The following is a 25,144-nucleotide window of genomic DNA, read 5'->3' as shown; positions in this document are numbered from 1 at the left end:
CACCCCCAGGGCATGTCCGCCCGGCATTCCCGCGCTCGAAGGAGTCGGTATGCGTGTCTTGACCTTGAATCCGGGCTCTTCGAGCTTGAAGGCCGCTTTGGTCGTCGACGGCACCCCTGTCGGATGGTGGGCGTCGAGCCCGACCGACGCGGATGAAGGTTCCGCCGCCGCTCAAGCCCTCGCGCAATGGCCCACCGTGGATGCCGTCGCGATCAGGTTCGTCCACGGTGGTTCCCGGTCCGGCCCGATGCGGGTCGACACCAGGGCACTGGACGCGCTCGAACGACTCTCGTCACTCGCGCCCCTGCACCAGCCGCAAGCGATCGCCCTGGCTCGTGCGGTCTTTCGGCTACGGCCCGGCCTGCCGGTGATCGCCGCTTTCGACACGGCATTTCACGCGGATCTTCCACGGAAGTCCTCGCAGTACGCGCTCCCGAGGGAATGGACCAGGCAGGGCAGACTTCGCCGCTACGGTTTTCACGGCTTGTCCTGCCGTCACGCGGCCCGCCGGACCGCGGAACTCCTTGGTGTCCAAACCCCGCAGCTTCTCTGCTGCCACCTGGGTGCCGGCGTTTCGGTGACCGCGATCCGGGGTGGGCGAAGCGTCGACACCAGTATGGGGTTCACACCGCTGGAGGGGCCCGCCATGGCGACCAGGTCCGGTTCGGTCGATCCGGGTCTGCTGCTGCACGTCATGCGGACGGTCCCGATGTCGGCCGACGACATGGAGCACACTCTGTATCACCACTCCGGACTCGCGGGCATGACCGGGACGAACGGGGATCTCCGTGCCGTTCTCACCTTGGAGGCCGCCGGAGATCCCGATGCCGTGATCGCGATGGAGGTCTACCTGCACCGGATCCGCCGTGAGATCGGCGCGATGGCGATGAGTCTTGATCGGTTGGACGCGGTCGTGTTCACCGGCGGTGTGGCCGAGTATCAGCCCGAGTTGCTCGGTCGGCTGGTGGAGAACCTCAGTGTCCTGGGCATCGAGGTCGATCCCGCTCGATGCCTCGGCGACGGTGACCGGGTGATCAGCCCCGAAGACACGCCGGTCACGGTGTTCGCCCTCGGCACGGGTGAGGATGTCGAGCTGGCGCTTGAAGCGGAGACCGCTCTCGACGAGGTGCAGGTATAGCGGGGAAACCCGATGGCCACGGACGGAGGAAGCGTCGTCCGTGGCCATCGGGTTTCCGGTCAGGAAGCGCTCGGACTGAACCGGTGCACGGCTTCGGGCGTGACGAGCGCGACCGGGCAAGTGGCGTGCTTGACGCATGCCGTGGCGACACTGCCGAACACGAGGCGCTCCCACTGCTTCCGGGAGGGTGATCCCAGCACCAGAAGGTCGGCGCCATGCGCCGCGGCGAGGAGTTCCGAGGTCGGATTTCCCTGTCGCACGGAGGTTTCCACGGTCACCTCCGCGTCGAGCTTCGCCCGGATCCGCTCGGCGGCGTCCTTGACCGAATATCCGTTCCGGACGGGCACACGGCCGTGCGGCTGGAGGGCGAACGACGTTCCGGGGAGAAGTTCTTCTCGTGGCAGTACGAGCAGGACCTCGACGCGATCACCACGGGCGGCGGCTTCGGTGACGGCCCAGCTGATCGCTTCCTCGCTACCGGGTGACCCGTCGGCGCCCACGACGATGCGGCGCGCGTTCTCCGGGCTTGCGTTCATGGTTCGTTCCTTTGCGACGGGAGGTCGATCTTTGCGCGGAGGAGGTCCTGCCAGGTGACGACACCGATCACCTGGCCGAGTTCGAGCACCGGGACCGACCTGAGCCGGTGTTCGAGCATCCTGTCCGCGAGATCGGTGAGTTCGGTGTCCGGATGAGCGCCCACGCCGGGCGCCCGCATGATGTCCCGGACGGTGACCGGGGCACCCAGGTGAACGCCGGCGTCGGGTCCACCGTCCAGCCGCGGATCGGGAAGACAGCCCGCGCGGATGATGTCTTCCTCGGAGAGCAGCCCGATGAGCCTGCCGAGGTCGTCGACGACCGGTAGCGAGGTGAATCCCTTGCCGGTCGACACGGCGATCGCCTCACCGATCGTGGCCGAGGGCGTCACCGCGACGACCGGGGTGGTCATGACATCACGTACTCGCATGGACTCAGTGTCAGCCGCGCGGTTGTGCCGGCGACAGCGCTGGAGGTCCCGCCAAGCCGGGACGGTCGACCCTGCCCGAGGCGAGCGAACCCGCGCGACCCTGACGACACCAACCGCTGGGGACATTCGTCGGAGGTCGAGGTCATGGATGCGTCGTCACGTTGGGCGCGAGCCTGGCACACCGTTCACATCGGACACAATCCGCTGGCGCGCGGGGAAGATCGCGCCGAAGCGATCACCCTCCTGCTCGCCGTTCTCATCGTGCTCGCCGCCTTGCCGTTCGCCGCGGCAGCAGGCTCGGCGGTCTTCGTGGCGAAGTCGGAGCGGGCCGCCGCCGAACAGGGTGAGCGGTATCGCGGCGAGGCGACACTCCTGGAGGACGGCGCGCCGCTCGCCATGGGGGGACGTGCGGGCTTGACGAAGGACACACAGCCCACCGAAGCCACCTGGTCCACTCATGGGGGAGAGGTCCGAGTCGGCGAGGTGCCGGCGTCCCGTGGTGCTCGAGCGGGCGCGAAGGTACCTGTCTGGCTCGACGGTGTAGGGCATCCGGTCGCCTCGCCCTTGACCGTGCCCGACGCGCGCTTGATGGGGATCGGTGCGGCCATCGCACTCTGGCTGGCCGCGATCGTGGTCTCTTCGCTGCTCTACGGGCTGGTCCGGCTGTGGCTCGATCGAGCTCGGCTTTCCCGCTGGCAGGAGGAATGGCGGGCGACGGCCCCGAAATGGACGTCGTGGTAGCGGTGCCGAAGGTCCCGGCTCGCCGGGGCCCACGGCACTCCCGGTCCGTGCGCGCGCGGAGCAGGCTGAAAGGCACCGAACAGAGGAGCGGGATCATGGTCGTCACGCAGTCGCCGGTCGTCACGACCGCGCTGGAAGCGGCCGTCCGGGCGCCGTCGCCGCACAACGCGCAGCCGTGGATCTTCGAGCTGGCGCCGGACGTGATCGATCTGATCCTCGACGAGGACCGGATACTGGGCGTCTGCGATCCCGACGGGCGAGAGGCCCGGCTGGCCTGTGGTGCCGCCTTGTTCAACCTGGAAGTCGCGATCGCCGTGGCCGGGCGGGTCGCGGACGTCGAACTGGCACCTGAGCGTGACCGGCCCTCTTTGCTCGCGAGGGTGGAACTGGGGCCCCGGCATCGGCCGAGTCCGGCTGAGCGGAGGCTCGCGACCGCTGTGCCGCGGCGCTTCAGCAACCGGCGCCCGTTCACCGATCAGGCGGTGCCGCCCGCGGCGCGGGCAGCGGTCGTCCAAGCGGCGCACGAGGAAGGCGCCGGTCTCGTGCTTCTCGACGAACACGGCCTGCTGGAGCCGGTGGCGGCGCTCATCCGACGGGCCGACCACACACAGACCCAGGACAAGGCCTTCCGAGCGGAGCTTCGCGCCTGGGCCAAGGGCCACGGCGGAGACGACGGCGTACCGGACTCCGCGGGCGGGCCCCGGTCCGCGGGCGGCCTGCTCCCCGTCCGGCATTTCGCCGGCAGCGAGGAGATCCGGGTCTTCGAACAGGATCCGCTGGTCGCGGTGCTGACGACCCCGAGCGACGGCTCTCTGTCGCAGGTCCGTGCGGGCCGGGCGATGCAGCGGGTATTGCTCACGGCCTGCGACGCCGGACTGAGCGCGTCGTTCTATTCGCAGCCGATGGAAATCCCTTCCACCCAGGCGGAACTCCGAGCTCTGCTCGGCGGCGCCGTTCATCCGCAGACCGTCTTCCGGCTGGGATACGGCTATCCCGGCGTCCCGACACCACGCCGGCCGATCGACGCGGTCGTCCGGGAACGGCGGGGAGCACGATGAGCGGCTCCCTGCGGACCGCGGTCCCGGCTCATGTCTGGTCGGCCGAGGAGAAGCGAATCCTCGTCGGGGCGGCTCGGCTCGCGGCACGGCGATGGCTCGGCGACGAATGGATCCTTTCCCTTCGCGGGGACACGGTGGATCTCTTCGAGAAGCCGCGCGATACTCACTGGCTTCGCGACCGTGGCGGTCGCGCCCGGTTGATCGCCTGCGGAGCCGCGCTCGCCCATCTCGAGCTCACGGTCCGAGTCCTGGGCTGGTCGCCCCTCGTGGACCTGTCCGCTGACCTCCTCGCACTCGACCGGGTCGCGCGCATCAAGGCGTCGGTCCGGACACGTCCGGAGGCCGGTGATTTCGCCCGGTTCGGCGCGATGTCCGGGCGAGTGTCGAAGCCCCTTCCCCCGTCCTTGGCGGAGTGGAGCCGGAGGGTCGCGAAGGAATGCACCTCAGGGGGAGTGCACGTCGGCTCACTGACTCCGCGCGGCGTGCGAGCACTTCCCAAGGTCGGCGGGCAGATCGGCCGTAGGGCGGCGCCCGAGATCGAAGACCGGGCCGAAACCTGGTCGGCCTTCGTGGTCGGCGGCGAAACGGAAGCGCGCCCCCACCTCGTCCGTGCCGGTGCGGTGACTCAACGTTTACGGCTCGCCGCCGCAGAGCACGGATTGCGCAGTTGCACGCTCACTGAGCCCTTCGACGCACCGGAGGTCCGAGGCGCACTCGTCGGCCTCGGCGCGGCCGCGGGGCTTCCTCAACTGGTCGTCATAGTCCGGAAACACCAGGGAACACCGGCAGAGAAGGGACACACGTCATGACAGACGACACCACGGAGAACCGGATCGTCGTCGGAATGGACGGTTCGGCGAGTTCCGCCGCGGCCGTTCGCTGGGCGGCCGAGCAGGCGACTCGGCAAGGTGCCGTGCTGCAGGTGGTCAACGCGTGGTTCCACGACGCCATGCTGGACGACGTATCGGCGAACCGCTCCGTCGGGCAGGCGAAAGCAGTCCATCTGAAGGCTCTCGAAGCAGCGACGTCGAAACTGCTCGAAGGTCACGAAGCACTTCAGGTCCGCTACGAGGTGCCCGTCGGAGACCCGGGCGACGTCCTGGTCGAGCAGTCGAAGGGCGCCTCTTTACTCGTTCTCGGCAGCCACGGGACAGGGAAGCTACGAGAACTGCTCGTGGGGTCCGTGTGCAACGCGTGCCTGCACAACGCGACCTGTCCCATCGTCGTGATCCCGCCGCCCGCCCGGACACCGGGCAGCAGGCTGGGCCGCCTTCTGAACTCCGTTTCCTACGAGCCGGGCCCGATTCTCTGAGGGTGCCCTGATCCGGGAGCGATGTCATGCGAGAGCAGCCAGGAATCGTCACCATGCTGTGGCGGCGGCTCCACCTCGGGCGTAATCCGCTCGCCCGCTGGTCCGACCGGTGTGAAGCCGCGCTCGCGGTCGGAGCCGTCCTGGCCGCCTTACTGGCGATCCCGTTCGCCGCCGCGGCCGGGTCCGACACCTACGCCCGCAAGATGCTCAAGGCGGCCGAGCAGACCGTGGACCGGCGTGAGACGACAGCGATGTTGCTGGCCGACGCGCCACCCGTGCGGATCCGCCTCGACGGAGTACCGATCGAAGAGACGGCCTACGTGCACGCCCGCTGGACCGTGCCGGGCGGGCCGATCCGGGAGGGCGTGGTCGCCGTCGAGTCCGGTGCCATGACGGGAAACGAGGTCCGGATCTGGCTCGACGCGGCGGGAAAGGTGGTCGATCCGCCCGTGACCCCCACGGACGCGACGAGCACCGGCATCGGCGTCGGCGTCGGGACCTGGCTCGCGTTCGTGACTCTCCTGGCCGGACTGTACCTGGGCTGCCGCGTGCTGCTCGGCCGCTCACGTGAGACCGCCTTGACCCGAGAGTGGGAACGGGTCGCCAAGGACTGGACCGCCGCCTGAGAAAGGAGCACCGATGCGAGTTCTGCTGACCGAGGCCGTATTCGGAGACGCCGACGACGTCGGGAAAGCCTTGCGGGAACTGGGCTGCCGCGTATCCACCTGTCACAGCCGGGCCGGGCTCTGCCGAGCGTTGGCCCCGGGCGGGAGATGTCCGTTCGACGAAGCCGACGCACCGGATCTCGCGGTCGACGTCCGCTCGGTCGAGCCCGAACTGACGACGCGGGAGTTCGGAGTGATCTGCGCGCTCCGGGCGCGGGTGCCGGTCATCCTGACCCCGGCGCCGGGGACCTGCGGCCCGATGATCCCGCCGGGCTTGGAGAGTCGTGTCGTCACCGCTGACGGTGAGGAGCTCATCGAGGCGTGCCGAGGCTTCTTGCGCAGTCGCACCCCGGCCGTTTGAACCAGAACCGTGAACGAGGAGTTTCGATGCGTGCTTCAGAGATCATGACGAGTCCGGCGGTGGCGACGACACCCGACACACCTGTCCGTGAGGCGGTCGCCTTGCTGATCGAGAGGGGGTTCGCCGGGCTTCCGGTCGTCGACACCGAGGGCAAGGTGGTAGGGACCTTCACCGAGTTCGACGCGCTGCGGCGAGCCTGGTCCGGTGGCAACGGGATCATGGTCGGCGAGCTGATGACCACCCCGGTGGAGGTCGTCTCGCCGAAGACCGACGTCGCGGAGATCGGCCGCCGGATGCTCGGCGACCGGCTCCGCTGCCTGCCGGTCGTCGAGGAAGGGGTGCTGGTCGGGGTCGTCAGCAGGCGGGACCTGCTCCGCCCGCTGGTGCGGCCGGACGACACCGTCGCCGCCCACGTCCACAATCTGCTCAGCGACTACGCCGGTCACCGTCCGAGGTGGTCGGTCTCGGTGGACGGAGGCTACGTACAGATCTCCGGCGAGTACCGGGACGAGGCGGAGCGGCGCGTGCTGGACGCGTTGGCCCGGACCGTTCCGGGAGTCGTCGCGGTGGTGTTGACCGGCCGGAAGCCGGCCAAGACATGACGGCGGAGATCACGGCGTTGCTGGCGGACGGGGACATGGTCACCGTCCGCCTGTTGCGTGAGGACGACTTCGACGTCGTGGTGGACCTGCATCGGCGACTCGACGAGCGTGATCGCTATCTGCGGTTCTTCACGGCCCATCCGGCCGGGTTGGAGCATCTGACGCGTTTGGTGCTCGAAGGTCCCGGCCTGGGGGCCTTTCGCGGTGACGACCTGCTCGGTGTCGCCCACTATCGTGTTCAGAGTGAGGGGGACACGGCGGAGGTGGCACTCACCGTCGACGGGAGCGCCCAGGCGCACGGCGTCGGAACCCTGTTGCTGGAGCACCTCGTCTCCCTGGCCCTCGGGAAGGGGATCCGCCGGTTCCTCGCCCTGGTGCTCGCGGAGAACAGCCGCATGGTCCGCGTGTTCTCCGATCTGGGCCTGCCCTGCGTCATCAGCCATACGGGTCCGGAACGTGATGTGGAGATCCAACTCGGTGAACCGGAGACGTATCTCGAACGGATCGAGGAACGGGAGCGGATCGCGGACGTCGCGAGCCTGCGCGCGGTCCTGGAACCCGCGTCCGTCGCCGTGGTGGGAGCGGGACGCCGCGAGGGCTCGGTGGGGCGCGCGGTCCTGCGCAACCTGGTCGATTCCGGCTACTCGGGCGAACTGCACGTGGTGAATCCGAGCGCCACGGAGATCCTCGGAGTCCCCGCTGTTCCGCAGATCTCCTCGCTGCCGGGGCCGGTGGACCTCGTGGTCATCTGTGTCCCCGCGGAAGCGGTACCCGGCGTGGTCGAAGAGTGCGGCCGTCACGGCGTCCGGGCGATCGTCCTCGTCACCGCGGGGCTGACCGGTACGCCGCTCGGCGAGCGAGTGCGTGAAAGCGTGCGCGGACACGGCATACGACTGGTCGGACCGAACTGCTTCGGCGTGGCCAACACGGCGTCTTCCGTGCGATTCGATACCACGTTCGCGCACGGAGTCGCGCCGCCGGGCAGGATCGGTGTCGTCACCCAGTCCGGCGGATTCGGCATCGCTCTGCTGGATTCGTTGTCCGCGTTGGGACTCGGTGTGTCCACTCTGGTCTCCACCGGGGACAAGTACGACGTCAGCGGGAACGACCTCCTGCGCTGGTGGCGCCGGGACGAGAACACCGACATCGCCGTGTTGTACCTCGAATCCTTCGGCAACCCGAAGAAGTTCAGCAGACTGGCCCGCGCACTCGCGCGGGAGAAGCCGGTGGTGGCCATTCGCGGTGCCGGCACGGCGGCCGCTCAGCGAGCCGCGGCCGCGCACACATCGGCGCGAGCGACCCCGGCCGCCACGAAGGGAGCATTGTTCGGGCAGGCAGGTGCCCTCGTCGTGGATTCCGTGACCGAGGTGGTCGGGCTCCTCGCCGCCTTGTCGTGGCAGCCCCTCCCGGCGGGCGATCGGGTGGTCGTGGTGAGCAACGCGGGCGGCGCCGCGGTGCTCGGCGCCGAAGCCTGTACCCGTCACGGTCTGCGAGCCCCGGAGTTGAGCGCGGACACCGTCGCCGGACTGCGCCGCCTGCTGCCCGGACACGCGACCGTGGGAAATCCACTCGACACCAGTGCCGCCGTCACCGCGGAGACGTTCGCCGCTTGCGTGTCGGCCGTGCTCGCGGACGACGCCGTCGACGCGGTGATCGCGGCCGGCGTGCCGACCGGCGTCGGAGATCCACTCGCCGCGCTCAAACCGCCGGAACAGGGAAAACCTGTTCTGGCGGTACGGCTCGGTCAGCTGGAATCCGTGACCGCGCACGCGGGCGTCCCTTGCTATGGCGATGTCGAAGAGGCAGCCGTGATCATGGCGAAACTGGCCGTCCGTTCCCTGTGGCTGAAGAAGGCCGAGGGCGTGATCCCCGACTTGGACGACACCGACCTGGTGACAGCCGCCCGACTCGTCGACGAGTACCTCGCGGCACATCCCGACGGTGGCTGGTTGTCCCGAAAGGACAGCGAGGAGTTCGTCGGCTGCTTCGGAATCCGGAGCACGGGACGCAGGTTCGGTGACACGGAACTGATCGTGCGCGCGCAGATCGACGAGACCTTCGGTCCGGTGATCGTGCTCGGTCTCGGCGGCCTGGACGAGGCACTGCTCGACGACCGCGCCACCGCCCTCTGCCCGCTCACGACCGCCGGCGTCGACGGCCTGATGGACGGCCTGCGGTCGGCTCACCTGCTCTTCGGTGACGGTGACGGCTCTGTCGACAAGGCGGCGGTGCGGAACCTTCTGCTGCGGGTGAGCCGGATGGTGGAGTCGTCGCCCGAGGTCGTGGACGTCGACCTCGATCCGGTGCTGGCCTCCCCCGAAGGCGCTGCGGTGGGTGCGGCCCGTGTGCTCGTCCGGCGCCGGCCGCATAGCGATCCGTATCTTCGGGCGCTGCGCTGAACGGTCCGTCAAGGCCTCCTTGAGGGACCCAGAGTCCCTCAAGGAGGCCTTCACGGACTTGCCGGCCGTGGTTCAGCGGAGCCAGTGGTTGCGGTCGACGAACCGCATGCGGGACCAGAGATTACCGAGCCCCCAGGTCACCCCGGCAGCCGTCGCGGCCAGCGCGATGAGGACGAGGGCGTAGACGAGGTGGTAGTCGATCACAGGGTTGGTCGACATCGTCGGTTCGCCCGCGGCGGTGGTCCGGGAGGGCGGCCACTCGGCCACCCACATCAGCAACATCATCACGGTTCCGGTGACGGCGGAAAGCCGCAGGGCGATCCCCAAGGTCACGGCGAGACCGATGCCGAGCAGACCGGCCATGAACAGCCAGTCCGCCCACCAGGTGCCGCCCCAGGAACGCATCGTCTCGGCGAACGGGCCGACGTCGACCCGGCTCAGGAAGCCTTTCGTCGGCGAACCGCCGTTGATCCACGCGTTGCCGGAAGACGTCGCGTAGCCGAAGCCGAAGGTCTTGTCGGCGAAAGCCCACAGGAACAACAACCCGGTCGCGATGCGGAGCACCGCGAGACTCTTGGCGCCCGTGCTCTGTCCTGTGTGGATGTTCAGGTCACCGGCGGGAACTGTGTGGCGGTGGCCGCTTTCGGTGGTGGCCATGGAATTCTCCTCGAATTCTGCCTTGATGGTCGAATCCAGTCTGTTACGGAGTGGTGCGCGGCTCTGGGGCCGAAAGGCCCGGGTATGCGAGGCCATCGTCATGCGCCGCGGCGAGGCTCGCCCGGCAGGCGCGGATCAGCTGTCGATGTGCGGCGGGGACGACACACACTGGTGCAGCCGGCGACGCTGCCGGCTGTCAGATGCCGAGGGCGGCGGAGCGGATCGTTTCGTCGTCCCAGACGAAGTCGAGCCGGTTCCGCACCTCGACCACGCCGGCGACGTCCGCGACGAGCGCACCGGCCCGTTCGACGGCGCCACGGTTGTCGAGCCTGCCGAGCAGGGTGACGACGCCGTCCTCGACGGTCACGGACGCCTGACCCGGCGCAGTCCAGAGGATGCCGGTGAGGACGTCGCGTTCGATGTCGTGGCGGATCTCCTCGTCCGGACGCTGGAAGCTCGACAGCAGATCCCGGCGTGAGACGACCCCGGTCAGTTTCCCGTCCTCGACGACGAACAGCCGCCGGACGCCCTTGCGCGCAAGCAAAGCCGCCGCCACGTCGACGGAATCCCGGCCGCCGACGGTCAGAACCGGCGCGGTCATCAGGTCTTTCGCGAGAAGTCCGTTCGCTTTCCGTACCTCGTCCTTGGCGTGGCGGCCGGAGACGAAGGAGGCTCGGGGACGCCGGAACCGTGCGAGAAGGTCGGCCTCGGACACGACACCGACCGGGACACCGGCCTCGTCGACGATGGGGATCGCGCTGATCCGGTGCAGCGCCATCAGTCCGGCGAGCCGTTTGTAGGTCGTGTCCGGCGTGACCGCGATCGGGCTGTCTGTCATGACTTGGGAAACGGTCGTGCGCATTGCTCTTCCTTCACTTTCCGGGCGCCGCGGTGCGGGCGATCAAGACCGGGCAGGCGGCGTGGTGCAGCAAGGCCTGTCCGGTCGAACCGAGAAGGAGACCGCGAAACCCGCCCCGTCCCCGGCTTCCGACGATGATCAGCTGAGCTTTCACGCTCCAGCGGAGCAGTTCCTGGCGCGGATCGTCGCGAACGGCGACCTGCTGGACCTTGACGTCCGGATGGCTGTCGCGGAATGGCGCGAGCTGTCCGGCGACCCTGTTCCGCGCGGACTCGGCGACGAGTTCCCACTCGTAGTTGCCGAGAGAGTCTCCGAAGGACCGCGAGCCGCCGACGTGGCCCCATGCGTGGACGGCGATCAGCTCGGCGTCGCGGGCGCTTGCCTCGGCGAAGGCGGCCGTGAGAGCGAGGTCGCTGGTGGAACCGCCGTCGACGCCGACCACGACCGGCCGGTTCCGTGCGCCGGGCAGATCCCAGGTGCGGCCGCGGACCGAGACGACCGGGCACGACGCATGGGCCGCCAGCGAAGTCGTGACCGAGCCGCCGAACAACGAGGTGAGGCGGTTGTGCTCGGTCGAGCCGAGAACGATCATCCTGGCGTCACGGGAGACGTCGAGCAGTGCGAGGGCGGGGGCGTCGTCGGAGATCCTGGTTTCGACCGCGGACACGGCGACGTGTTCGGCCACCTCGGTCATCTCCCGTGCGATGGATTCGCCGCGGACGCGTACCTTGTGCAGGAGTTCCTCGGTCGGTGGCACGGTCGGGCCCGCGTAGAAGTCGGGGATCGCCAGTGCGTGCAGGAGAACGAGAGGCGCGTCGTGTCGCTCGGCCGCCTGCGCGCTCCAGACGGTGGCCGCCTTGGACCCGGCGGATCCGTCGACGCCGACCACGATCGGTCCGGCCGACGGGAGGGGGCGGCTCATGATCGGATCCTTTCGCTCATCACGGCTCATGCCGCAAAGCTAAGAGCACGCGGCCGGACTCGACCGGTGCCGTTGGTCCCGGATTCACGGGACCCCAGGCGCGCCACTGGGCACTAGCGTGCGGGTGCGCGCGGCTGTGGACTCGATCGATGAGGATCCTCATCGCCGGTGGAGGGCTCAGCGGGCTCAGCCTGGCGGCACACCTCGCCGCCCGGACGGAACCGCTCGGGCCGATCACCGTCGTCGACGACGGCAGCCGGCCGATCGCACAGGCCGGCTGGGCTTCCTGGTCGGACCGACCAGGCCTGCTCGACACGGCCGTGTCCCGCACGTTCGATCGGTTCCGGGTTCACGCGGGCGGCCGCGAGCGGATCGTCGACCTCGGCGCCTACCGCTACCGGTTCGTCCGAGGTGACGACTTCGCCGCGGCGGTCACCCGAATGACGTCAAGGCATGGCGGGTTCATATTCCACAGTGGACACATCAGCGGGATCAGGCAGGCGGGCGAAGGTGCGGAAGTCCTTGTGGACGGCGAGGCGATGTACGCGGATTGGGTGTTCGACAGTGTGCTCGGACCCGGACCGCAGAGGATCGACGCTTGGCTGATCTTCCGCGGCTGGCACGTGCGCACCGCCGCCCCGGCGTTCGACCCGGCGATCCCGACGTTCTTCGACTTCCGCACCTCGCAACGCCGGGCGGCGAGCTTCCTCTACGTTCTTCCGCGAGGTCCTCAGGAGGCCTTGGTGGAGCACACCTCCTTCGCGGCGGCTCGCTCGCACGGCGTGGCTTATGTGAAGGAGCAGCGGCACGCGCTCGGCGAATACATCTCCGAAGTGCTCGGGCTCCGGGAATGCACTGTCGGAAAAGAAGAATCCGGGGCGCTGCCCTTGTCCGCCCACCCGGTCGATCGCCGGCGTGGTTCGGTCCTCGCCATCGGCACGAAGGCGGGAATGGTCAAGGCTTCGACCGGATACGCCTTCGAACGGATCCAAACCGACAGTGCGGCGATCGTGAACTCCCTCGTGACCAAGGCACATCCTTTCGATCTGCCGAAGCCACGACCTCGATATCACCTGTTCGACGCCGCGCTGCTCGACGCGATCACCAGGGATCCGGCCCAGCTGGAGCGAGTTTTCACGGCGTTGTTCGATCGCACATCGGCCGAACCGGTGCTGCGGTTTCTCGACGAGGCGAGTTCGGTCGCTCAGGAGGGAAGGCTCTTTTCCGGGCTGCCGCCTTCGTTGTATCGCGCTGTGGCCAGGAGGCACCGATGACCCCGTCCAACAGCTATCGGCGCGCAGGGCTGAGGGGCGATCTGCTGGCCGGGGTCACCGTCGCGGCCTACCTGGTCCCTCAGGTGATGGCCTACGCCGAGGTGGCGGGACTGCCGCCCGAGGCCGGGTTGTGGGCCACGATCGGACCGCTCGCGGTTTACGCGTTCCTGGGCTCGTCGAAGTTCCTCTCGGTGGGACCCGAGTCGACCACCGCACTGATGACCGCGGTCGCCCTGGGACCGCTCGCGGCCGGGGATCCACTGCGTTATGGCGCCCTGGCGGCGGCGCTCGCGTTGCTCGTCGGTGGACTGTGCCTGCTCGGCGGCCTGGCCAAGCTCGGGGTCTTGGCGGACCTGCTGTCGAAACCCGTGTTGACCGGGTACATGGCCGGGATCGCGGTCCTGATGACGGTGAGCCAGCTGGGCAAGATGACCGGAGTTCCCGTCACAGGTGACGGCGTCGTCGCGGAACTGGTCTCATTTTTCGGCAACGTCGTCCAGGTGCACTGGCCAACCCTGCTGCTGGGCGCATCGGTGCCGGCGTCCCTGCTGGTACTTCAGCGCTGGGCGCCCCGGTTCCCCGGGCCGTTGGCCGCGATCTTGCTCGCCGCAGGCGTGGTCAGCGCGTTCTCCCTGACCGGCGCGGGAGTCGAAGTGGTCGGCGCGATCGATGCCGGCTTGCCCGTACCTGGTGTTCCCGCGCTCTCCGCCACGGACCTGCCCGACCTGTTGTTGCCCGCGGTGGGCATCGCGATCGTGGGGTTCTCCGACAACGTCCTGACCGCGCGGGCCTTCGCGGGCAAGCACGGGGACCGGGTCGACGCCGACCGGGAGCTTCGCGCACTCGCCGCGTCGAACGTCACCTCCGGTCTGCTGCACGGTTTCCCGGTCAGTTCGAGCGGGAGCAGGACCGCGCTGGCGATGGCGATGGGTGCCCGGACACAGCTGTACTCGATCACCGCGTTGGGGACGGTGCTCGCCACGGTCTTCTTCGCCGGCCCTGTACTGGCCGTGTTCCCCAAGGCCGCACTGGGAGGAATCGTCGTGTTCGCCGCGCTCAAACTGATCGAGGTCGGCGAGTTCAAGCGGATCGCCCGCTTCCGGCGCAGCGAATTCGTGCTGGCGGCGTCGACCTGCGTGGCCGTCCTGGCACTCGATGTCCTCTATGGAGTTCTCGCCGCCGTCGGACTGTCCATCCTGGATCTTCTGCGCAGGCTGGCGAGACCGCACGGTGCCGTCCTCGGCTTCGTTCCCGGCGTGCCGGGCATGCACGACGTCGACGACTATCCGGAGTCGACCACCGAACCGGGGCTGGTCATCTACCGCTACGACGCGCCTCTGTGCTTCGCCAACGCGGACGACTTCCGGCGGCGCGCGCTCCAGTCCCTCGACGGGAACGAGCCGGTCGAGTGGTTCGTCCTGAACGCCGAAGCCAACGTCGAACTCGACATCACCGCCGCGGACGCGCTCCGCGGCCTGGTCACGGAGCTGCGAGGACGGGGGATCACCTTCGCGATGGCCAGGGTCAAGCAGGAACTGCGCGACGATCTCGCTGCCGCGGGTCTGCTCGACCTCATCGAGGAAAAAGGTCTCTATCCGACCTTGCCGAGTGTGGTCGAGGCATACCGGGCGAGGGGGTCGACCGATGCGTGACAGAACCGAACGAGAGTGGTCCAGCGGCGAGGTGGAGGTCCTGGCCAGGGCCGTTGTCCGTGCGCCGTCGGTGCACAACAGCCAGCCTTGGTCACTGGCGCTGCCGGAATCGCGGGCCGAGCTGAGTGAACGTACCGATCTCGCCCTGCCCCATCAGGATCCTGGCGGAGCCGACAGGCTCATCTCTTGCGGTGCCGCGCTCGCCAACCTCGTCCTGGCCGTTCGTGTCCTGGGGTGGCAGGCGGACGTCGCGGTGCCGGACGGCTATCCACCGCTCGTCGCCGTGGTGGCCGCGATCGGCCGTGAACCACCCTCGGACCACGAGTTGCACGCCTATACCGCGATCTCGCGGAGGCGAAGCCATCGCAGGACCTTTTCGCCGGTGCCGGTGGCGCCCACGACGTTGTCGAGGATCGTCGATCCGGTGCCGGAGGGCGTCCTTTGTCACGCCGTCGGGGCCGAGGAGAAGGAAACCCTTGCCGAGCTTCTCGAAACAGCGGCCAGGGCGATCAAGGGCGACGCCGGGCTTCAGGCGGAGCTCGCCGCCTGGACCTCGGCCTGGCGTACCGATGGCGTCGGTGATGGCCTGGTGATGCCGGGGTACGACAAGGCAAGCCTGCCCTGGGCCGGTCTGGTGCGGGAGACGAGTGTGATCCCCGATGTCCGCACGCTCGCGTCCACGCTGGAAAAGGAGACGCTCCTGATCTTCTGCGCGGAGGACAGCCGGGCCGGGCGAGTGTCGGCCGGCGTGGCGATGCAACGGACCTGGCTCTCCGCGGTGGACGAGGGGCTGGCGGCGTCGGTGGTGTCTCAACCGCTGCACGTGCCGGCCGTACGGACCCGGCTGGCAGCCGCCCTGTCCCTGCCGGTGCCGCCTCAGATGATCATGCGACTGGGCTACCCGGACGGTTCGGTTCGGCGAACCGCGCGGCGCCCGGTCGGTGACCTGCTACGCCGTTCGGATCGCGGTCTCTTGTCCTGACGCGCGGGCCTTGGCAGAACCGATCAATGGTGAAACGCTGAAGGCGTCGGTGACGACGAACACCTGTCGTCACCGATCATGGAGAGGAGCCACTCGATGCCGTCCGAGCGTCAAGCGGCCGAAGAAACGCCCCTGAGCCCGGCGGTTCTGAACGGCCTGCGGCTCGACGAACTGCTGCACGAGGTCCAGGAGCGGCTGTCGGAGATCGTCAAGACCCGTGACCGGCTTCAGGGGCTGCTCGACGCGGTCTTGGCCGTGGCGACCGGCCTCGAACTCGACTCGACGCTGCAGCGGATCGTCCAGGCGGCCGTCGAACTGGTCGACGCGCGCTACGGAGCCCTCGGAGTTCTCGGTGACGAAGAAGGGCTTTCCCAGTTCGTCTACGAGGGCATCGACCCGGAGACGCGCGGCAACATGGGACATCTGCCGGAAGGCCGAGGTCTTCTGGGGCTGCTGATCGAAGAACCTCATCCCGTCCGGCTGCCGGACCTGTCGGCGCATCCGGCGTCCGTGGGCTTTCCGGCGAACCACCCGCCCATGCACAGTTTTCTCGGCGTCCCGGTCCGCGTCCGCGACGAGGTCTTCGGCAACCTGTACATGACCGAGAAGCGGGGAGCGGCCGAGTTCACCGCCGATGACGAGGTCGTTCTCCAGGCGTTGGCCGCTGCGGCGGGTGTCGCGATCGACAATGCCCGCTTGTTCGAGCGGTCCCGTACTCGGGAGCGGTGGCTGGAAGCGGTCGCGGAGGTCAACGGGGAGCTGCTCGGCGGCGCCTCGGTCACGGACACGCTGAATCTGATCGTGACCCGTGTCTGTGAACTCTCGGCCGCCCATGGCGTGATGATCCTGCTGGCGGACGGCGACGGGAACCTCCTCACGGTGAGCGTCGCCGCGGGTGAGGCCGCGAGCAGGCTGGTCGGGGTGTCCATGACGAGCGGGCACCCGGTGTTCGACGAGGTGGTCGCCTCCGGGCAACCGAGCCTCATCGCGGACCTGTCAGGCGTGAACCAGCCGGAAGGCGAACCGGCGTTCGACGGATTCGGCTCGACGGTCGTGGTCCCGTTGAACAGCGCGGCCGGTGTGGGCGGGGTTCTCGTCGCCGGGCGGGAGAAGGGAGCGCCGCTCTACCGGCAGGACCAGATCCCGATGCTGTCCTCGTTCGCCGACCAGGCCGCGGTCGCGCTCGAGTTCGCCGAGAAGCAGCGCACTCAGCGGTTGCTGGACGTGCTGGCCGATCGAGACCGGATCGCGCAGGACCTGCACGATCACGTGATCCAGCGGATGTTCGCCACCGGGATGAGCCTGCAGAGCATCGTGCCGCGAGTGCCCGACGAACTCGCCCGTAACCGGGTGACCCAGGCGGTGGAACAGCTGGACCGGACGGTCCGGGAGATCAGGACGTCGATCTTCGACCTGCACACGTCCGGTTCGGACGCGTCGAAGAGCCTGCGCCGCCGGCTGCTCGACACGATCACCGAGCTCACCACCGACGGTACGGTGACGCCGTCGGTCCGCATCGCCGGCGCCGTCGACACCCTTGTGCCCGTGGACCTGCACGAACACGCGGAAGCTGTGGTGCGGGAGGCGCTCAGCAACGCCATCCGGCATTCCGGCGCCGACGAGATCACCATCGCGGTCGAGGCGGACCGAGACCTGGTGATCGAGGTGACCGACAACGGGATCGGGATCCCGGAGAAGGGGCGGCGCAGTGGTCTGGAGAATCTCGCACAGCGTGCACAGCGCGCCGGTGGCACTGCGGAGTTCACCCGGCGCAACGGCGGCGGGACCCGGCTGGTCTGGCAGGCCCCGTTACCGTGATTCCTTGTCCTTGTCGCCGAACATCGGCGGGACGGCGTCGCGTTTGAGCTCGGTCGCCAGGACCGCCGCCTGGGTCCGGCGCTGGATGCCGAGTTTGGCGAGGATCCGGGAGACGTAGTTCTTCACGGTCTTCTCGGCGAGGAACATCCGCTCGCCGATCTCGCGGTTGGTGAGGCCTTCGCCGATCAGCTCGAAGACGGTGCGTTCCTGCTCCGACAGGGCCGCCGTCGGGTCGTTCTGGTTGCGCTCACGCCGGATCCGGTTCATCAAGGCGGCCGTGGTACGGCTGTCGAGCAGCGACCCGCCACCGGCGATGGTGCGGATCGCCGACACCAGGTCGTTCCCGAGGACTTGCTTGAGCACGAAGCCGGAAGCGCCCGCCATGATCGCGGTGAACAGCGCTTCGTCATCGGCATAGGACGTCAGCATCAGGCAGCGCAGGTCGGTCTGCGTGGACAGCAGTTCGCGACAGAGCTCGATACCGGTGCCGTCGGGCAAGCGCACGTCCAGCACGGCGATGTCCGGAGCGCTTTGCGGGATACGCGCCAGAGCCTCGGATACCGAAGCGGCCTCACCCGCGATCTCGATGTCGGGCTCGTTTCCCAGCAGATCCGCCAGGCCCCGCCGGACGATCTCGTGGTCGTCGACGAGGAACACCTTCGTCGTCATTCGGGGTCCTTCCACCGCAGGGTCCTGGCCGCGAAATCGACCGTACTCGGGTGATCGACGGAAAACATCCGCCTGTACGGCCCCATGAGCCGGGACCTTCGGCCCTATTCGGACGCCGGCCGGGTATTTGGTCCCGGCGATCGGTGCCGTCCGTACCTGCGCGGGCACCGTGACCCGGCGGCACCGTGGAACCAGCGAATCGACCAAGGGGAACGAGGAACCATGGCTGAGCGGTGGACCAAGGCCGAAGCCGAGGTGCTGGCGAGAACGCTGCTGCGAGCACCGTCGGTGCACAACATCCAGCCGTGGCGACTGGGCTTCGACGGCGGCCGGCTGCTGTTGCGTGAGCGGCGGGACTTGGCCCTGCCGGAGCACGATCCGGCAGGCCGGGACAGGCTCATGTCGTGTGGTGCCGCCCTCGCCAACCTCGAACTCGCCGTCCGGGTACTCGGCTACGACAGCCGGACCGAGGCGTTTCCCGACGACGGCGGCCCGGATGTCGTCGCCGTCATCGAGGCCGGAGAACGTTCAGCGCCTTCGGACGTCGACCTGCACCGCTACTCGGCCATCGCGCGGCGCGCCAGCTACCGGCGTCGTTTCTCGGGACGGACGGTGTCTCGCCCCGAGATCGGCGATCTCCTGTCCTCGGCCGCCGAGAACGGCGTCTCCGCGCGGCCGGTGCAGGACGAACTGGAGTTGACGCAGCTGGCGGACCTGCTGGAGTTCGCCGCCGAGGCGTACCAGCACGACCAGGCCTATCAGCGCGAGCTGGCACTCTGGACGATTCGTGACGAGAGGTCCCACCGCCACGGCGTCGGCCTGGCCGCGAGCCTGGCACCGCCGGGGACCCTGCCGTGGGCAGGATTGGTCAGGGCCTCCACCGCGATCCCCGATCGCCGCGTCCTGCAACGGCGCTTGACCGAGGAAACCTTGCTCGTGTTCCTCACCCTCGACGACACCCGGCACGACCACTTGCAGGCAGGACGAGCTCTCCAGTACACCTGGCTCGACGCCGTCGACGCGGGCCTGGCCGGATCGGTCCTCACCCAGCCGCTTCATCTGCCCGAGGTGCGCTCCGCCCTGTGCGAAGACCTGGAGCTCGCCGGTTTCCCCCAGGCCATCATGCGGTTCGGCTATCCCGAAGGTCCGATGCTGCTCGGCCCGCGCCGCGCACTCGCCGAAGTCCTCGGTGCCGAACCCCTGACGAGAGTGGAGTAGTCGTGACGGTGGCTCTGACCTTCCACGGCGGTGCCGGGACGGTGACCGGAAGCAAATACCTGGTCGAAACGGCGGATTCCCGGGTCCTGGTCGACTGCGGCCTGTTCCAGGGACTCACCGCGTTGCGACGCCGCAATTGGGCACCGCTCGCACCCGCGCTCGCCGAACTCGACGCGGTGGTGATCACCCACGCGCATCTGGACCACTGCGGATATCTCCCGGTGCTGGTGCGAGCGGGCTGGCACGGTCCGGTGTACGCGACCCCCGGTACCGCGGAGCTCGTGCCGATCGTCCTCGAGGACAGCGCGCACCTGATGACCGAGGACGCTGCGCACGCCAACAAGTACGGCTGGTCGAAACACCATCCGGCCCTGCCGTTGTACGACGCCGCCGACGCGAAGAAGGCGATCGGCCTGCTGCGGAAACTCGACTTCGAGACCGAAACCGAGATCGCTGCCGGGGTGACCCTCGACTTCGGCCGGGCCGGGCACATTCTCGGCTCGTCGTGGGCTCATCTGCGGTCGAACGCCAGGGATGTCGTCTTCAGCGGCGACCTCGGCCGCCCCGGGCACAGCCTGCTGCGGCCGCCCTCGCCGAGGCCTCCGTGCGACGCGCTGGTCATGGAGTCCACCTACGGCGCCCGTCTCCATCATGACGAAGGCGCGATGGACCGCTTCGGCGAGGTGATCCGCCGGACGGCCCGGCGCGGCGGCAGCGTGCTGATCCCGGCGTTCGCGGTCGACCGCACCGAGGTCGTCCTGGCCGCACTGGCCAAGTTGAGGAGTTCGCACGCGATTCCCGACCTGCCGGTCTACGTCGACAGCCCGATGGCTCTGGCCGCGTTGAAGGTCTATCGCGACGCGCTCCGCTCGAAGTGGCCGGAGATCCGGCCCGAGGCGGCCGGACACGACCCTCTCACGCCGCGTTCGCTCACCGAACTACGGACGGTGGAGGAATCGATGCGGGTCAACGCCCCGCGGATGCCGTCGATCATCATCTCCGCGTCCGGCATGGCGACCGGAGGCCGGGTCCTGCACCATCTCGAACACATGCTGCCCGACCACCGGCATACCGTCCTCATCGTCGGCTACGCCGCGGCCGGCACCCGCGCCAGGCAACTCGCGTCCGGAGCACGGCAGATCAAGATCCACGGCCGCTATGTCACCGTCCGTGCCGACGTCGTCCAGCTGGACGCCTTCAGCGCCCACGCCGACGCGGACGAACTGGTCGCGTGGGCCACGGCCGGTCCCCAGCCGGGAAGCACGTATCTCGTCCATGGCGAGCCCGACGCCGCCGAGGTGGTCGCCGAGCGGCTTCGCAACGAATACGACTGGCAGGCCGTCGTTCCCCACGAGCACGAACGGGTGCTCATCTGATCGTCTGGAAGGCTGTCACGGCGTTTCGATGGGGTGACCGGCCGGGTCCATCGGTCGCCTTCCCCAGGTGAAGTAGGCGATGGGGCCTACGAAGTTGATCGCGATGATGAGCGCCCACCGCCGTTTGGAACCGCGGATCTCGTCGGCGGGACGCACCGCGAGGTCGGACCACGCGGCCGCGGCCAGGGTGATCTGCATCCCGGCGAGGAATCCGAGTACGCCCGCACGGGGCTTCCGCTGGGTGCCGGATCGCTTGTTCATGGCTTGCTCCTTCAGCTTGGACGTCGTTCGAGCGTCGCCCACGGCTTCACGTCGAGCGAGGGCCGTAGGTCCCTCCGAAGCGGCCTGTTCGGCCTCAGTGGAGGCCGGGATCCCGGTTCTACGCTCTTCCGATGGACGGCGATACCGGTGTTGTTCGGGTCGAACTCCGGGACGGACGCGCGGTGAGTGTCGGTCGGCTGAGGCCGGACGACGCCGCGGCACTGGGTAAAGCGATCACCGAAGCGGACAGGGAAACGCTGTACCGCAGGTTCTGCGGCGCGCCGCCGAGGGTGACGCCTCGCCTGCTGGCGTACCTGACCGAACTCGACTTCGAGCGCCGCTACGCACTCGTCGCCCGCGACGGCACCGGAGAAGGGGTGGCGATCGCGAGGTACGAGGCGACACGGGAGGAAGGTGTCGCCGAGATCGCGGTGGTGGTCCTGCCCGGATGGCGCCGCGTCGGGCTGGCGTCGGCCCTCGTCCGCATGCTCGGCGAAGCCGCGCTGAGACACGGGTTCGACCGGTTCACGGCGACCTATCTCGCGGACAACCGGCCGGTCGCGGAACTGCTCGAAGAGGCGGGCGCGCGTCAGGTGATCGCTTCGGGAATCGCGAACGCCTCGGTGGGTCTCACCCTTGAAGCTCCCCGCGAACAGGGGGAGGGCTGAAGGTCCCGCCCGCCGGTTACCAACGACGCTGCCCGCGTACCGCGGTTCTTCCTAACGTTCGAGGCGACATCGGATACCTGACGGGGTGAGCTGACATGCCGGGACATTCGGGAAACGTGGTGGTCGTCGGAGTCGACGGATCGACGTCGGCCACGATGGCGGTGCGCTGGGCGGCGAAACAGGCCCAGCGCCGTCACGCGGAACTCAGGCTGGTCCACGCGATCGACGACGAGTCCCTCGGTTACCCAAGGGCGTTACCGACCAGGGAGAACCTGGCGGAGATGATCAGGATGAGAGGTCATCGCCTCCTTCGGCAGGCGCGTGACGCCGCCAAGGAGGTCGCGACGTCGGTCCAGATCTCTCTCGTCCTCCGGCATGAGAAGTCCTTGCAGGCGTTGGAAGCGATGTCCGAGGACGCGAGCCTTCTCGTTCTGGGGACCGAGGGGATCCGTCCGCTCGGCAGGCTCCTGGTCGGGTCCGTGTCCATCGCGCTCGCGGCCAGGGCCGCCTGCCCGGTCGCGCTGGTCCGCCCCCACGTCGCGGAGGAAGTGCCACCCGAGCTGGGACCTGTCGTGGTCGGCGTGGACGGTTCACCGGCGAGCGAGACGGCCCTGGCGCTGGCGTTCGAGGAGGCTTCCTGGCGTAACGCGACGTTGGTCGCCCTCCATTGCTGGGACGACGCTTTCCTGTCCGCGATCTTCGAAGAGACGCAGTGGACGCTCAACCGTGCCGACGTCGAGGAGCAGGAGCGCGAGGTGCTTTCGGAACGGCTCGCGGGCTGGCGCGAGAAGTACCCGGACGTCGGTGTCGAGCGGGTCGTCGTCCGGGGCCGCCCGGCGGACGAACTGCTGAAGTACGGCGATCGTGCGCAGGTGCTCGTGGTCGGCAGCCGGGGACGCGGTGGGGTGGCCGGGATGCTCCTGGGGTCGACCAGCCAGGCGGTCATGTCGTACGCGCTGTGCCCGGTGGTCGTGGCTCGCCCGGCGGAAGAGGGGAAGCGGTGACCGGCGCGGCCGTGGCGAGAAGTGCGGAGGGACTCACCTCGGAGGAGGCGGCGGCGGCGTTGCTGCGCGACGGGCGGAACATCCTGCCTCCGCCGAAACGGCGGCGTCCGCTGGCCGCGCTCGCCGCGCAGATGATCCATTTCTTCGCGATCATGCTGTGGGCCGCTGCGGGACTGGCGTTGCTGGCCGGCATGCCGGCTCTCGCCATCGCGATCGCCGTGGTCGTCGTGTTCAACGGTGCCTTCTCCTTCGCTCAGGAATACCGTGCGGATCGGGCGGCCGAGCGGTTGCGTGACCTGCTTCCGGTGCGGGCGACCGTGCGCAGGGACGGGCACGCCGTCGTGGTGGACGCCGCCGAGCTGGTCGTGGGGGACGTGGTCCTGGTCGAAGCCGGCGACCGGGTGTGCGCGGACGCCGAGCTCGCCGAATGCGGCCGGCTGTCGGTGGACGAGTCGATGCTCACCGGGGAGAGCCGCCCCGTCCGTCCCGAGCCCGGTGGCCGGGTGTACGCGGGAACCTATGTGACCGAAGGCCATGGTGTGGCGACGGTGACCGCGACCGGTGGCCGGTCCCGGTTGGCCGGGATCTCCGCCGTCACCGCGAGCGCGGTCCGGCCGACGAGCCCGCTGGCGGTGCAGTTGCATCGTGTCGTCCGGCTGGTGGCGTTGATCGCGGTGGCGGTCGGTTGCGTGTTCTTCGCCGTGGCCCTGGGACTAGGACGCGCGGGGACGGAGAGTTTCCTCTTCGCGATCGGCGTGACGGTCGCTCTGGTCCCGGAGGGGCTGTTGCCGACCGTGACGCTTTCGCTGGCGCGCGCCGCACAGAGAATGGCCAAGCGCAAGGCACTCGTGCGACGGCTCGAGGCGGTGGAGACGCTGGGGGCCACGACGTTCATCTGCACCGACAAGACCGGGACGCTCACCCGCAATGAGATGTCGGTCGTGCGGGTATGGACTCCGCCGGGAATCGTGGAGGTCCGTGGTGAGGGCTATGACCCGGCGGGGGAGCTGATCGGTGATCCGGAGGCGGTGTGCGCGACGGCGGCCCTCGCGGACTCGGCGGCCCGCTGTTCACCGGACGCTCACGCGCTCGAACACTCGGGACGGTGGCAGCCGGTCGGTGATCCGATGGAGGTGGCGTTGCACGTGCTCGCCTCCCGTGCGGGTGTGGCACGCGCACCTTCGCCGGCTGAGAGGAACCCGTTCGACCCCCGCCGACGCCGCTCGTCTGTCGTGGACGCGGACGGCCTGCATGTGTCGGGCGCGCCGGACACGGTGCTCCCCCTGTGCGTGGAGGTGCCATCGGACGCGCATGAGGCGATCGATTCGCTGAGCCGGTCCGGCCTTCGCGTGCTCGCCATCGCACGGCGCGCCTCGTCGTCCACAGTGGACGGCGAACGGGACCTTGATCTGCTCGGCCTCGTGGGCCTGCAGGATCCGCCGCGCGCGGACGTCGGCGGAGCGATCGCCTCCTGCCGTCGTGCCGGGATCCGGCTGGCGATGGTCACGGGCGACCATCCCGGGACCGCGCGGGCCATCGCCGCCGAAGTGGGACTGCTCGGACCGGAAGAACTGGTCATGGAGGGGAAAGACCTGCCGGCCGACGACGAGGAACTCGGCAGGGTGCTCGACGTCGACGGGGTCGTCGTCGCCCGCGTCGCACCGGAAGAGAAACTGCGGATCGCGAAGGCATTGCAGGCCAGGGGACATGTCGTCGCGATGACCGGTGACGGCGTCAACGACGGTCCCGCGCTCCGCACCGCGGACATCGGCGTCGCGATGGGCGCGTCCGGCAGCGACGTCGCGCGCGAGGCGGCGGACCTCGTTCTCCTGGACGATCATTTCGGCACCATCGTGTCGGCCGTCGAACTCGGACGTGCCACTTTCGTCAACATCCGGCGGTTTCTGACCTATCACTTGACCGACAACGTCGCCGAGCTCACGCCGTTCGTCGTCTGGGCGCTCGCCGGCGGCCAGATCCCGCTGGCGATCACCGTGCTGCAGGTCCTCGCGCTCGACATCGGCACCGATCTGCTGCCCGCGGTCGCCCTCGGCGCGGAGCCCCCGAACCGGCGCACCATGGAAGGCCCGGCCCGTGGTGGTTCACTGATCGATGGTCGGCTGGCGCGCCGCGCGTTCGGGGTTCTCGGTCCGGCCGAGGCGCTGGCGTCGATGTCGGCGTTCCTCGTCGTGCTGCTGGCCGGAGGCTGGTGGTTCGGAGAGACCGCGGAGGTGGGGTTGCTCGCTGCGGCTTCGGGTACGGCGTTCTCCGCGATCGTGCTCGGGCAGCTGGCCAACGCGTTCGCCTGTCGCAGCGAGTCGCGCTGGGTCGGCCGGATCGGGCTGGGGGGCAACCCACTCCTTTCGTTCGCGATCCTCTTCGAACTCGCGATGCTCGCCGTGTTCCTGCTGATGCCGCCGTTGCCGGGGCTCCTGGGCGGCACCATGCCCGGACCGCTCGGCTGGGTGCTGGCCGTCGCGACCGTGCCGGTCGTCCTGCTCGCCGACACCCTGCACAAAGTGGCCCGAGCCCGTCGGCGGTGAG

General features: G+C 69.0%; 25 protein-coding genes. 18 read left to right on the top strand and 7 right to left on the bottom strand.

The annotated features are described in order from the left end of the window. Nucleotides 1–49: 49 nt before the first annotated feature. The gene (locus AMYAL_RS0132290) at nucleotides 50–1,138 is read left to right on the top strand and encodes an acetate/propionate family kinase (RefSeq protein WP_020635427.1); all 1,089 of its coding nucleotides are present in this window, start codon (nucleotides 50–52) and stop codon (nucleotides 1,136–1,138) included. A 59-nt stretch (nucleotides 1,139–1,197) separates the two neighbouring features. Here the strand turns inward: AMYAL_RS0132290 and AMYAL_RS0132285 are convergent, their stop codons facing one another. Together AMYAL_RS0132285 and AMYAL_RS0132280 are read right to left on the bottom strand one after the other, a co-directional pair. After that, nucleotides 1,198–1,674, bottom strand: coding sequence for a universal stress protein (locus AMYAL_RS0132285; protein ID WP_020635426.1), 477 nt, complete (start codon nucleotides 1,672–1,674; stop codon nucleotides 1,198–1,200). Further along, nucleotides 1,671–2,102: a CBS domain-containing protein gene (locus AMYAL_RS0132280; protein WP_039794493.1), complete on the bottom strand. Its 432-nt coding sequence runs from the start codon at nucleotides 2,100–2,102 to the stop codon at nucleotides 1,671–1,673. Before AMYAL_RS0132280 ends, AMYAL_RS0132285 begins: the two co-directional genes overlap by 4 nt. A gap of 144 nt (nucleotides 2,103–2,246) precedes the next feature. Here AMYAL_RS0132280 and AMYAL_RS0132275 point away from each other — a divergent pair, with 144 nt between their 5' ends. The 8 genes from AMYAL_RS0132275 to AMYAL_RS0132240 all read left to right on the top strand — a co-directional run bounded on the left by AMYAL_RS0132275 (nucleotide 2,247) and on the right by AMYAL_RS0132240 (nucleotide 9,240). Beyond that, the gene (locus AMYAL_RS0132275; protein WP_020635424.1) at nucleotides 2,247–2,843 is read left to right on the top strand and encodes an Rv1733c family protein; all 597 of its coding nucleotides are present in this window, start codon (nucleotides 2,247–2,249) and stop codon (nucleotides 2,841–2,843) included. Between the two features lie 95 nt (nucleotides 2,844–2,938). Then, nucleotides 2,939–3,901, top strand: coding sequence for an Acg family FMN-binding oxidoreductase (locus AMYAL_RS0132270; protein WP_026467622.1), 963 nt, complete (start codon nucleotides 2,939–2,941; stop codon nucleotides 3,899–3,901). After that, entirely contained in the window at nucleotides 3,898–4,710 is an 813-nt protein-coding gene (locus tag AMYAL_RS0132265) for a hypothetical protein (RefSeq protein WP_020635422.1), read from the top strand. The genes AMYAL_RS0132270 and AMYAL_RS0132265 overlap by 4 nt, the downstream gene beginning before the upstream one ends. After that, nucleotides 4,707–5,213 carry a universal stress protein gene (locus tag AMYAL_RS0132260; protein WP_020635421.1) on the top strand — a complete coding sequence of 169 codons (507 nt, stop codon included), beginning with the start codon at nucleotides 4,707–4,709 and terminating at the stop codon, nucleotides 5,211–5,213. Before AMYAL_RS0132265 ends, AMYAL_RS0132260 begins: the two co-directional genes overlap by 4 nt. A gap of 26 nt (nucleotides 5,214–5,239) precedes the next feature. Continuing rightward, a complete protein-coding gene (locus tag AMYAL_RS0132255; protein WP_026467621.1) occupies nucleotides 5,240–5,839 on the top strand; it encodes an Rv1733c family protein in 600 nt (199 codons plus the stop codon). 13 nt (nucleotides 5,840–5,852) lie between these two features. Continuing rightward, nucleotides 5,853–6,239, top strand: a complete 387-nt coding sequence (locus AMYAL_RS0132250; RefSeq protein ID WP_020635419.1) for a hypothetical protein — start codon at nucleotides 5,853–5,855, stop codon at nucleotides 6,237–6,239. Between the two features lie 26 nt (nucleotides 6,240–6,265). After that, nucleotides 6,266–6,841, top strand: a complete 576-nt coding sequence (locus AMYAL_RS0132245) for a CBS domain-containing protein (protein WP_020635418.1) — start codon at nucleotides 6,266–6,268, stop codon at nucleotides 6,839–6,841. Then, a complete protein-coding gene (locus AMYAL_RS0132240) occupies nucleotides 6,838–9,240 on the top strand; it encodes a bifunctional acetate--CoA ligase family protein/GNAT family N-acetyltransferase (RefSeq protein ID WP_020635417.1) in 2,403 nt (800 codons plus the stop codon). The genes AMYAL_RS0132245 and AMYAL_RS0132240 overlap by 4 nt, the downstream gene beginning before the upstream one ends. A gap of 72 nt (nucleotides 9,241–9,312) precedes the next feature. Here the strand turns inward: AMYAL_RS0132240 and AMYAL_RS0132235 are convergent, their stop codons facing one another. The 3 genes from AMYAL_RS0132235 to AMYAL_RS0132225 form a co-directional block, all read right to left on the bottom strand. After that, a complete protein-coding gene (locus AMYAL_RS0132235; protein WP_020635416.1) occupies nucleotides 9,313–9,897 on the bottom strand; it encodes a DoxX family membrane protein in 585 nt (194 codons plus the stop codon). Between the two features lie 196 nt (nucleotides 9,898–10,093). Further along, nucleotides 10,094–10,735 carry a CBS domain-containing protein gene (locus AMYAL_RS0132230; RefSeq protein WP_245193180.1) on the bottom strand — a complete coding sequence of 214 codons (642 nt, stop codon included), beginning with the start codon at nucleotides 10,733–10,735 and terminating at the stop codon, nucleotides 10,094–10,096. Nucleotides 10,736–10,769: 34 nt separating this feature from the next. Continuing rightward, nucleotides 10,770–11,678, bottom strand: coding sequence for a universal stress protein (locus tag AMYAL_RS0132225; RefSeq protein WP_039794490.1), 909 nt, complete (start codon nucleotides 11,676–11,678; stop codon nucleotides 10,770–10,772). A 149-nt stretch (nucleotides 11,679–11,827) separates the two neighbouring features. Here AMYAL_RS0132225 and AMYAL_RS0132220 point away from each other — a divergent pair, with 149 nt between their 5' ends. The 4 genes from AMYAL_RS0132220 (at nucleotide 11,828) to AMYAL_RS0132205 (ending at nucleotide 17,404) form a co-directional block, all read left to right on the top strand. Further along, nucleotides 11,828–12,952, top strand: coding sequence for a lycopene cyclase family protein (locus tag AMYAL_RS0132220; RefSeq protein ID WP_020635413.1), 1,125 nt, complete (start codon nucleotides 11,828–11,830; stop codon nucleotides 12,950–12,952). Continuing rightward, the gene (locus AMYAL_RS0132215) at nucleotides 12,949–14,604 is read left to right on the top strand and encodes a SulP family inorganic anion transporter (protein ID WP_020635412.1); all 1,656 of its coding nucleotides are present in this window, start codon (nucleotides 12,949–12,951) and stop codon (nucleotides 14,602–14,604) included. Before AMYAL_RS0132220 ends, AMYAL_RS0132215 begins: the two co-directional genes overlap by 4 nt. Beyond that, complete coding sequence (locus AMYAL_RS0132210) at nucleotides 14,597–15,586, top strand: Acg family FMN-binding oxidoreductase (RefSeq protein ID WP_020635411.1); 990 nt, start codon at nucleotides 14,597–14,599, stop codon at nucleotides 15,584–15,586. Before AMYAL_RS0132215 ends, AMYAL_RS0132210 begins: the two co-directional genes overlap by 8 nt. A 96-nt stretch (nucleotides 15,587–15,682) precedes the next feature. After that, nucleotides 15,683–17,404: a GAF domain-containing sensor histidine kinase gene (locus tag AMYAL_RS0132205; protein WP_020635410.1), complete on the top strand. Its 1,722-nt coding sequence runs from the start codon at nucleotides 15,683–15,685 to the stop codon at nucleotides 17,402–17,404. Here AMYAL_RS0132205 and AMYAL_RS0132200 read toward each other — a convergent pair. Next, nucleotides 17,396–18,073: a response regulator transcription factor gene (locus AMYAL_RS0132200; RefSeq protein ID WP_020635409.1), complete on the bottom strand. Its 678-nt coding sequence runs from the start codon at nucleotides 18,071–18,073 to the stop codon at nucleotides 17,396–17,398. The two genes, AMYAL_RS0132205 and AMYAL_RS0132200, sit on opposite strands and share 9 nt — an antisense overlap. A 222-nt stretch (nucleotides 18,074–18,295) precedes the next feature. Between AMYAL_RS0132200 and AMYAL_RS0132195 the strand changes: the two genes are divergently transcribed. Both AMYAL_RS0132195 and AMYAL_RS0132190 read left to right on the top strand, forming a co-directional pair. Next, a complete protein-coding gene (locus tag AMYAL_RS0132195; protein ID WP_020635408.1) occupies nucleotides 18,296–19,291 on the top strand; it encodes an Acg family FMN-binding oxidoreductase in 996 nt (331 codons plus the stop codon). 2 nt (nucleotides 19,292–19,293) lie between these two features. After that, a complete protein-coding gene (locus AMYAL_RS0132190) occupies nucleotides 19,294–20,667 on the top strand; it encodes an MBL fold metallo-hydrolase RNA specificity domain-containing protein (RefSeq protein ID WP_051137578.1) in 1,374 nt (457 codons plus the stop codon). Nucleotides 20,668–20,682: 15 nt separating this feature from the next. Here AMYAL_RS0132190 and AMYAL_RS0132185 read toward each other — a convergent pair whose 3' ends face one another. Further along, nucleotides 20,683–20,928, bottom strand: a complete 246-nt coding sequence (locus AMYAL_RS0132185; RefSeq protein WP_039794486.1) for a PLD nuclease N-terminal domain-containing protein — start codon at nucleotides 20,926–20,928, stop codon at nucleotides 20,683–20,685. Nucleotides 20,929–21,059: 131 nt separating this feature from the next. Between AMYAL_RS0132185 and AMYAL_RS46580 the strand changes: the two genes are divergently transcribed. The 3 genes from AMYAL_RS46580 to AMYAL_RS0132170 all read left to right on the top strand — a co-directional run bounded on the left by AMYAL_RS46580 (nucleotide 21,060) and on the right by AMYAL_RS0132170 (nucleotide 25,143). Then, nucleotides 21,060–21,596 carry a GNAT family N-acetyltransferase gene (locus AMYAL_RS46580; protein WP_020635405.1) on the top strand — a complete coding sequence of 179 codons (537 nt, stop codon included), beginning with the start codon at nucleotides 21,060–21,062 and terminating at the stop codon, nucleotides 21,594–21,596. 95 nt (nucleotides 21,597–21,691) lie between these two features. Further along, nucleotides 21,692–22,600, top strand: a complete 909-nt coding sequence (locus AMYAL_RS0132175) for a universal stress protein (RefSeq protein WP_039794484.1) — start codon at nucleotides 21,692–21,694, stop codon at nucleotides 22,598–22,600. Then, entirely contained in the window at nucleotides 22,597–25,143 is a 2,547-nt protein-coding gene (locus tag AMYAL_RS0132170) for a cation-translocating P-type ATPase (protein ID WP_020635403.1), read from the top strand. The genes AMYAL_RS0132175 and AMYAL_RS0132170 overlap by 4 nt, the downstream gene beginning before the upstream one ends. The last annotated feature ends 1 nt before the right edge of the window (nucleotide 25,144 follow it).

Origin of the sequence: Amycolatopsis alba DSM 44262 (genome assembly GCF_000384215.1) — a bacterium.
Taxonomy (GTDB): domain Bacteria; phylum Actinomycetota; class Actinomycetes; order Mycobacteriales; family Pseudonocardiaceae; genus Amycolatopsis; species Amycolatopsis alba.
The sequence above is the reverse complement of the archived record's forward strand: the minus strand, read 5'-3'. Positions and strand labels throughout refer to the sequence as shown.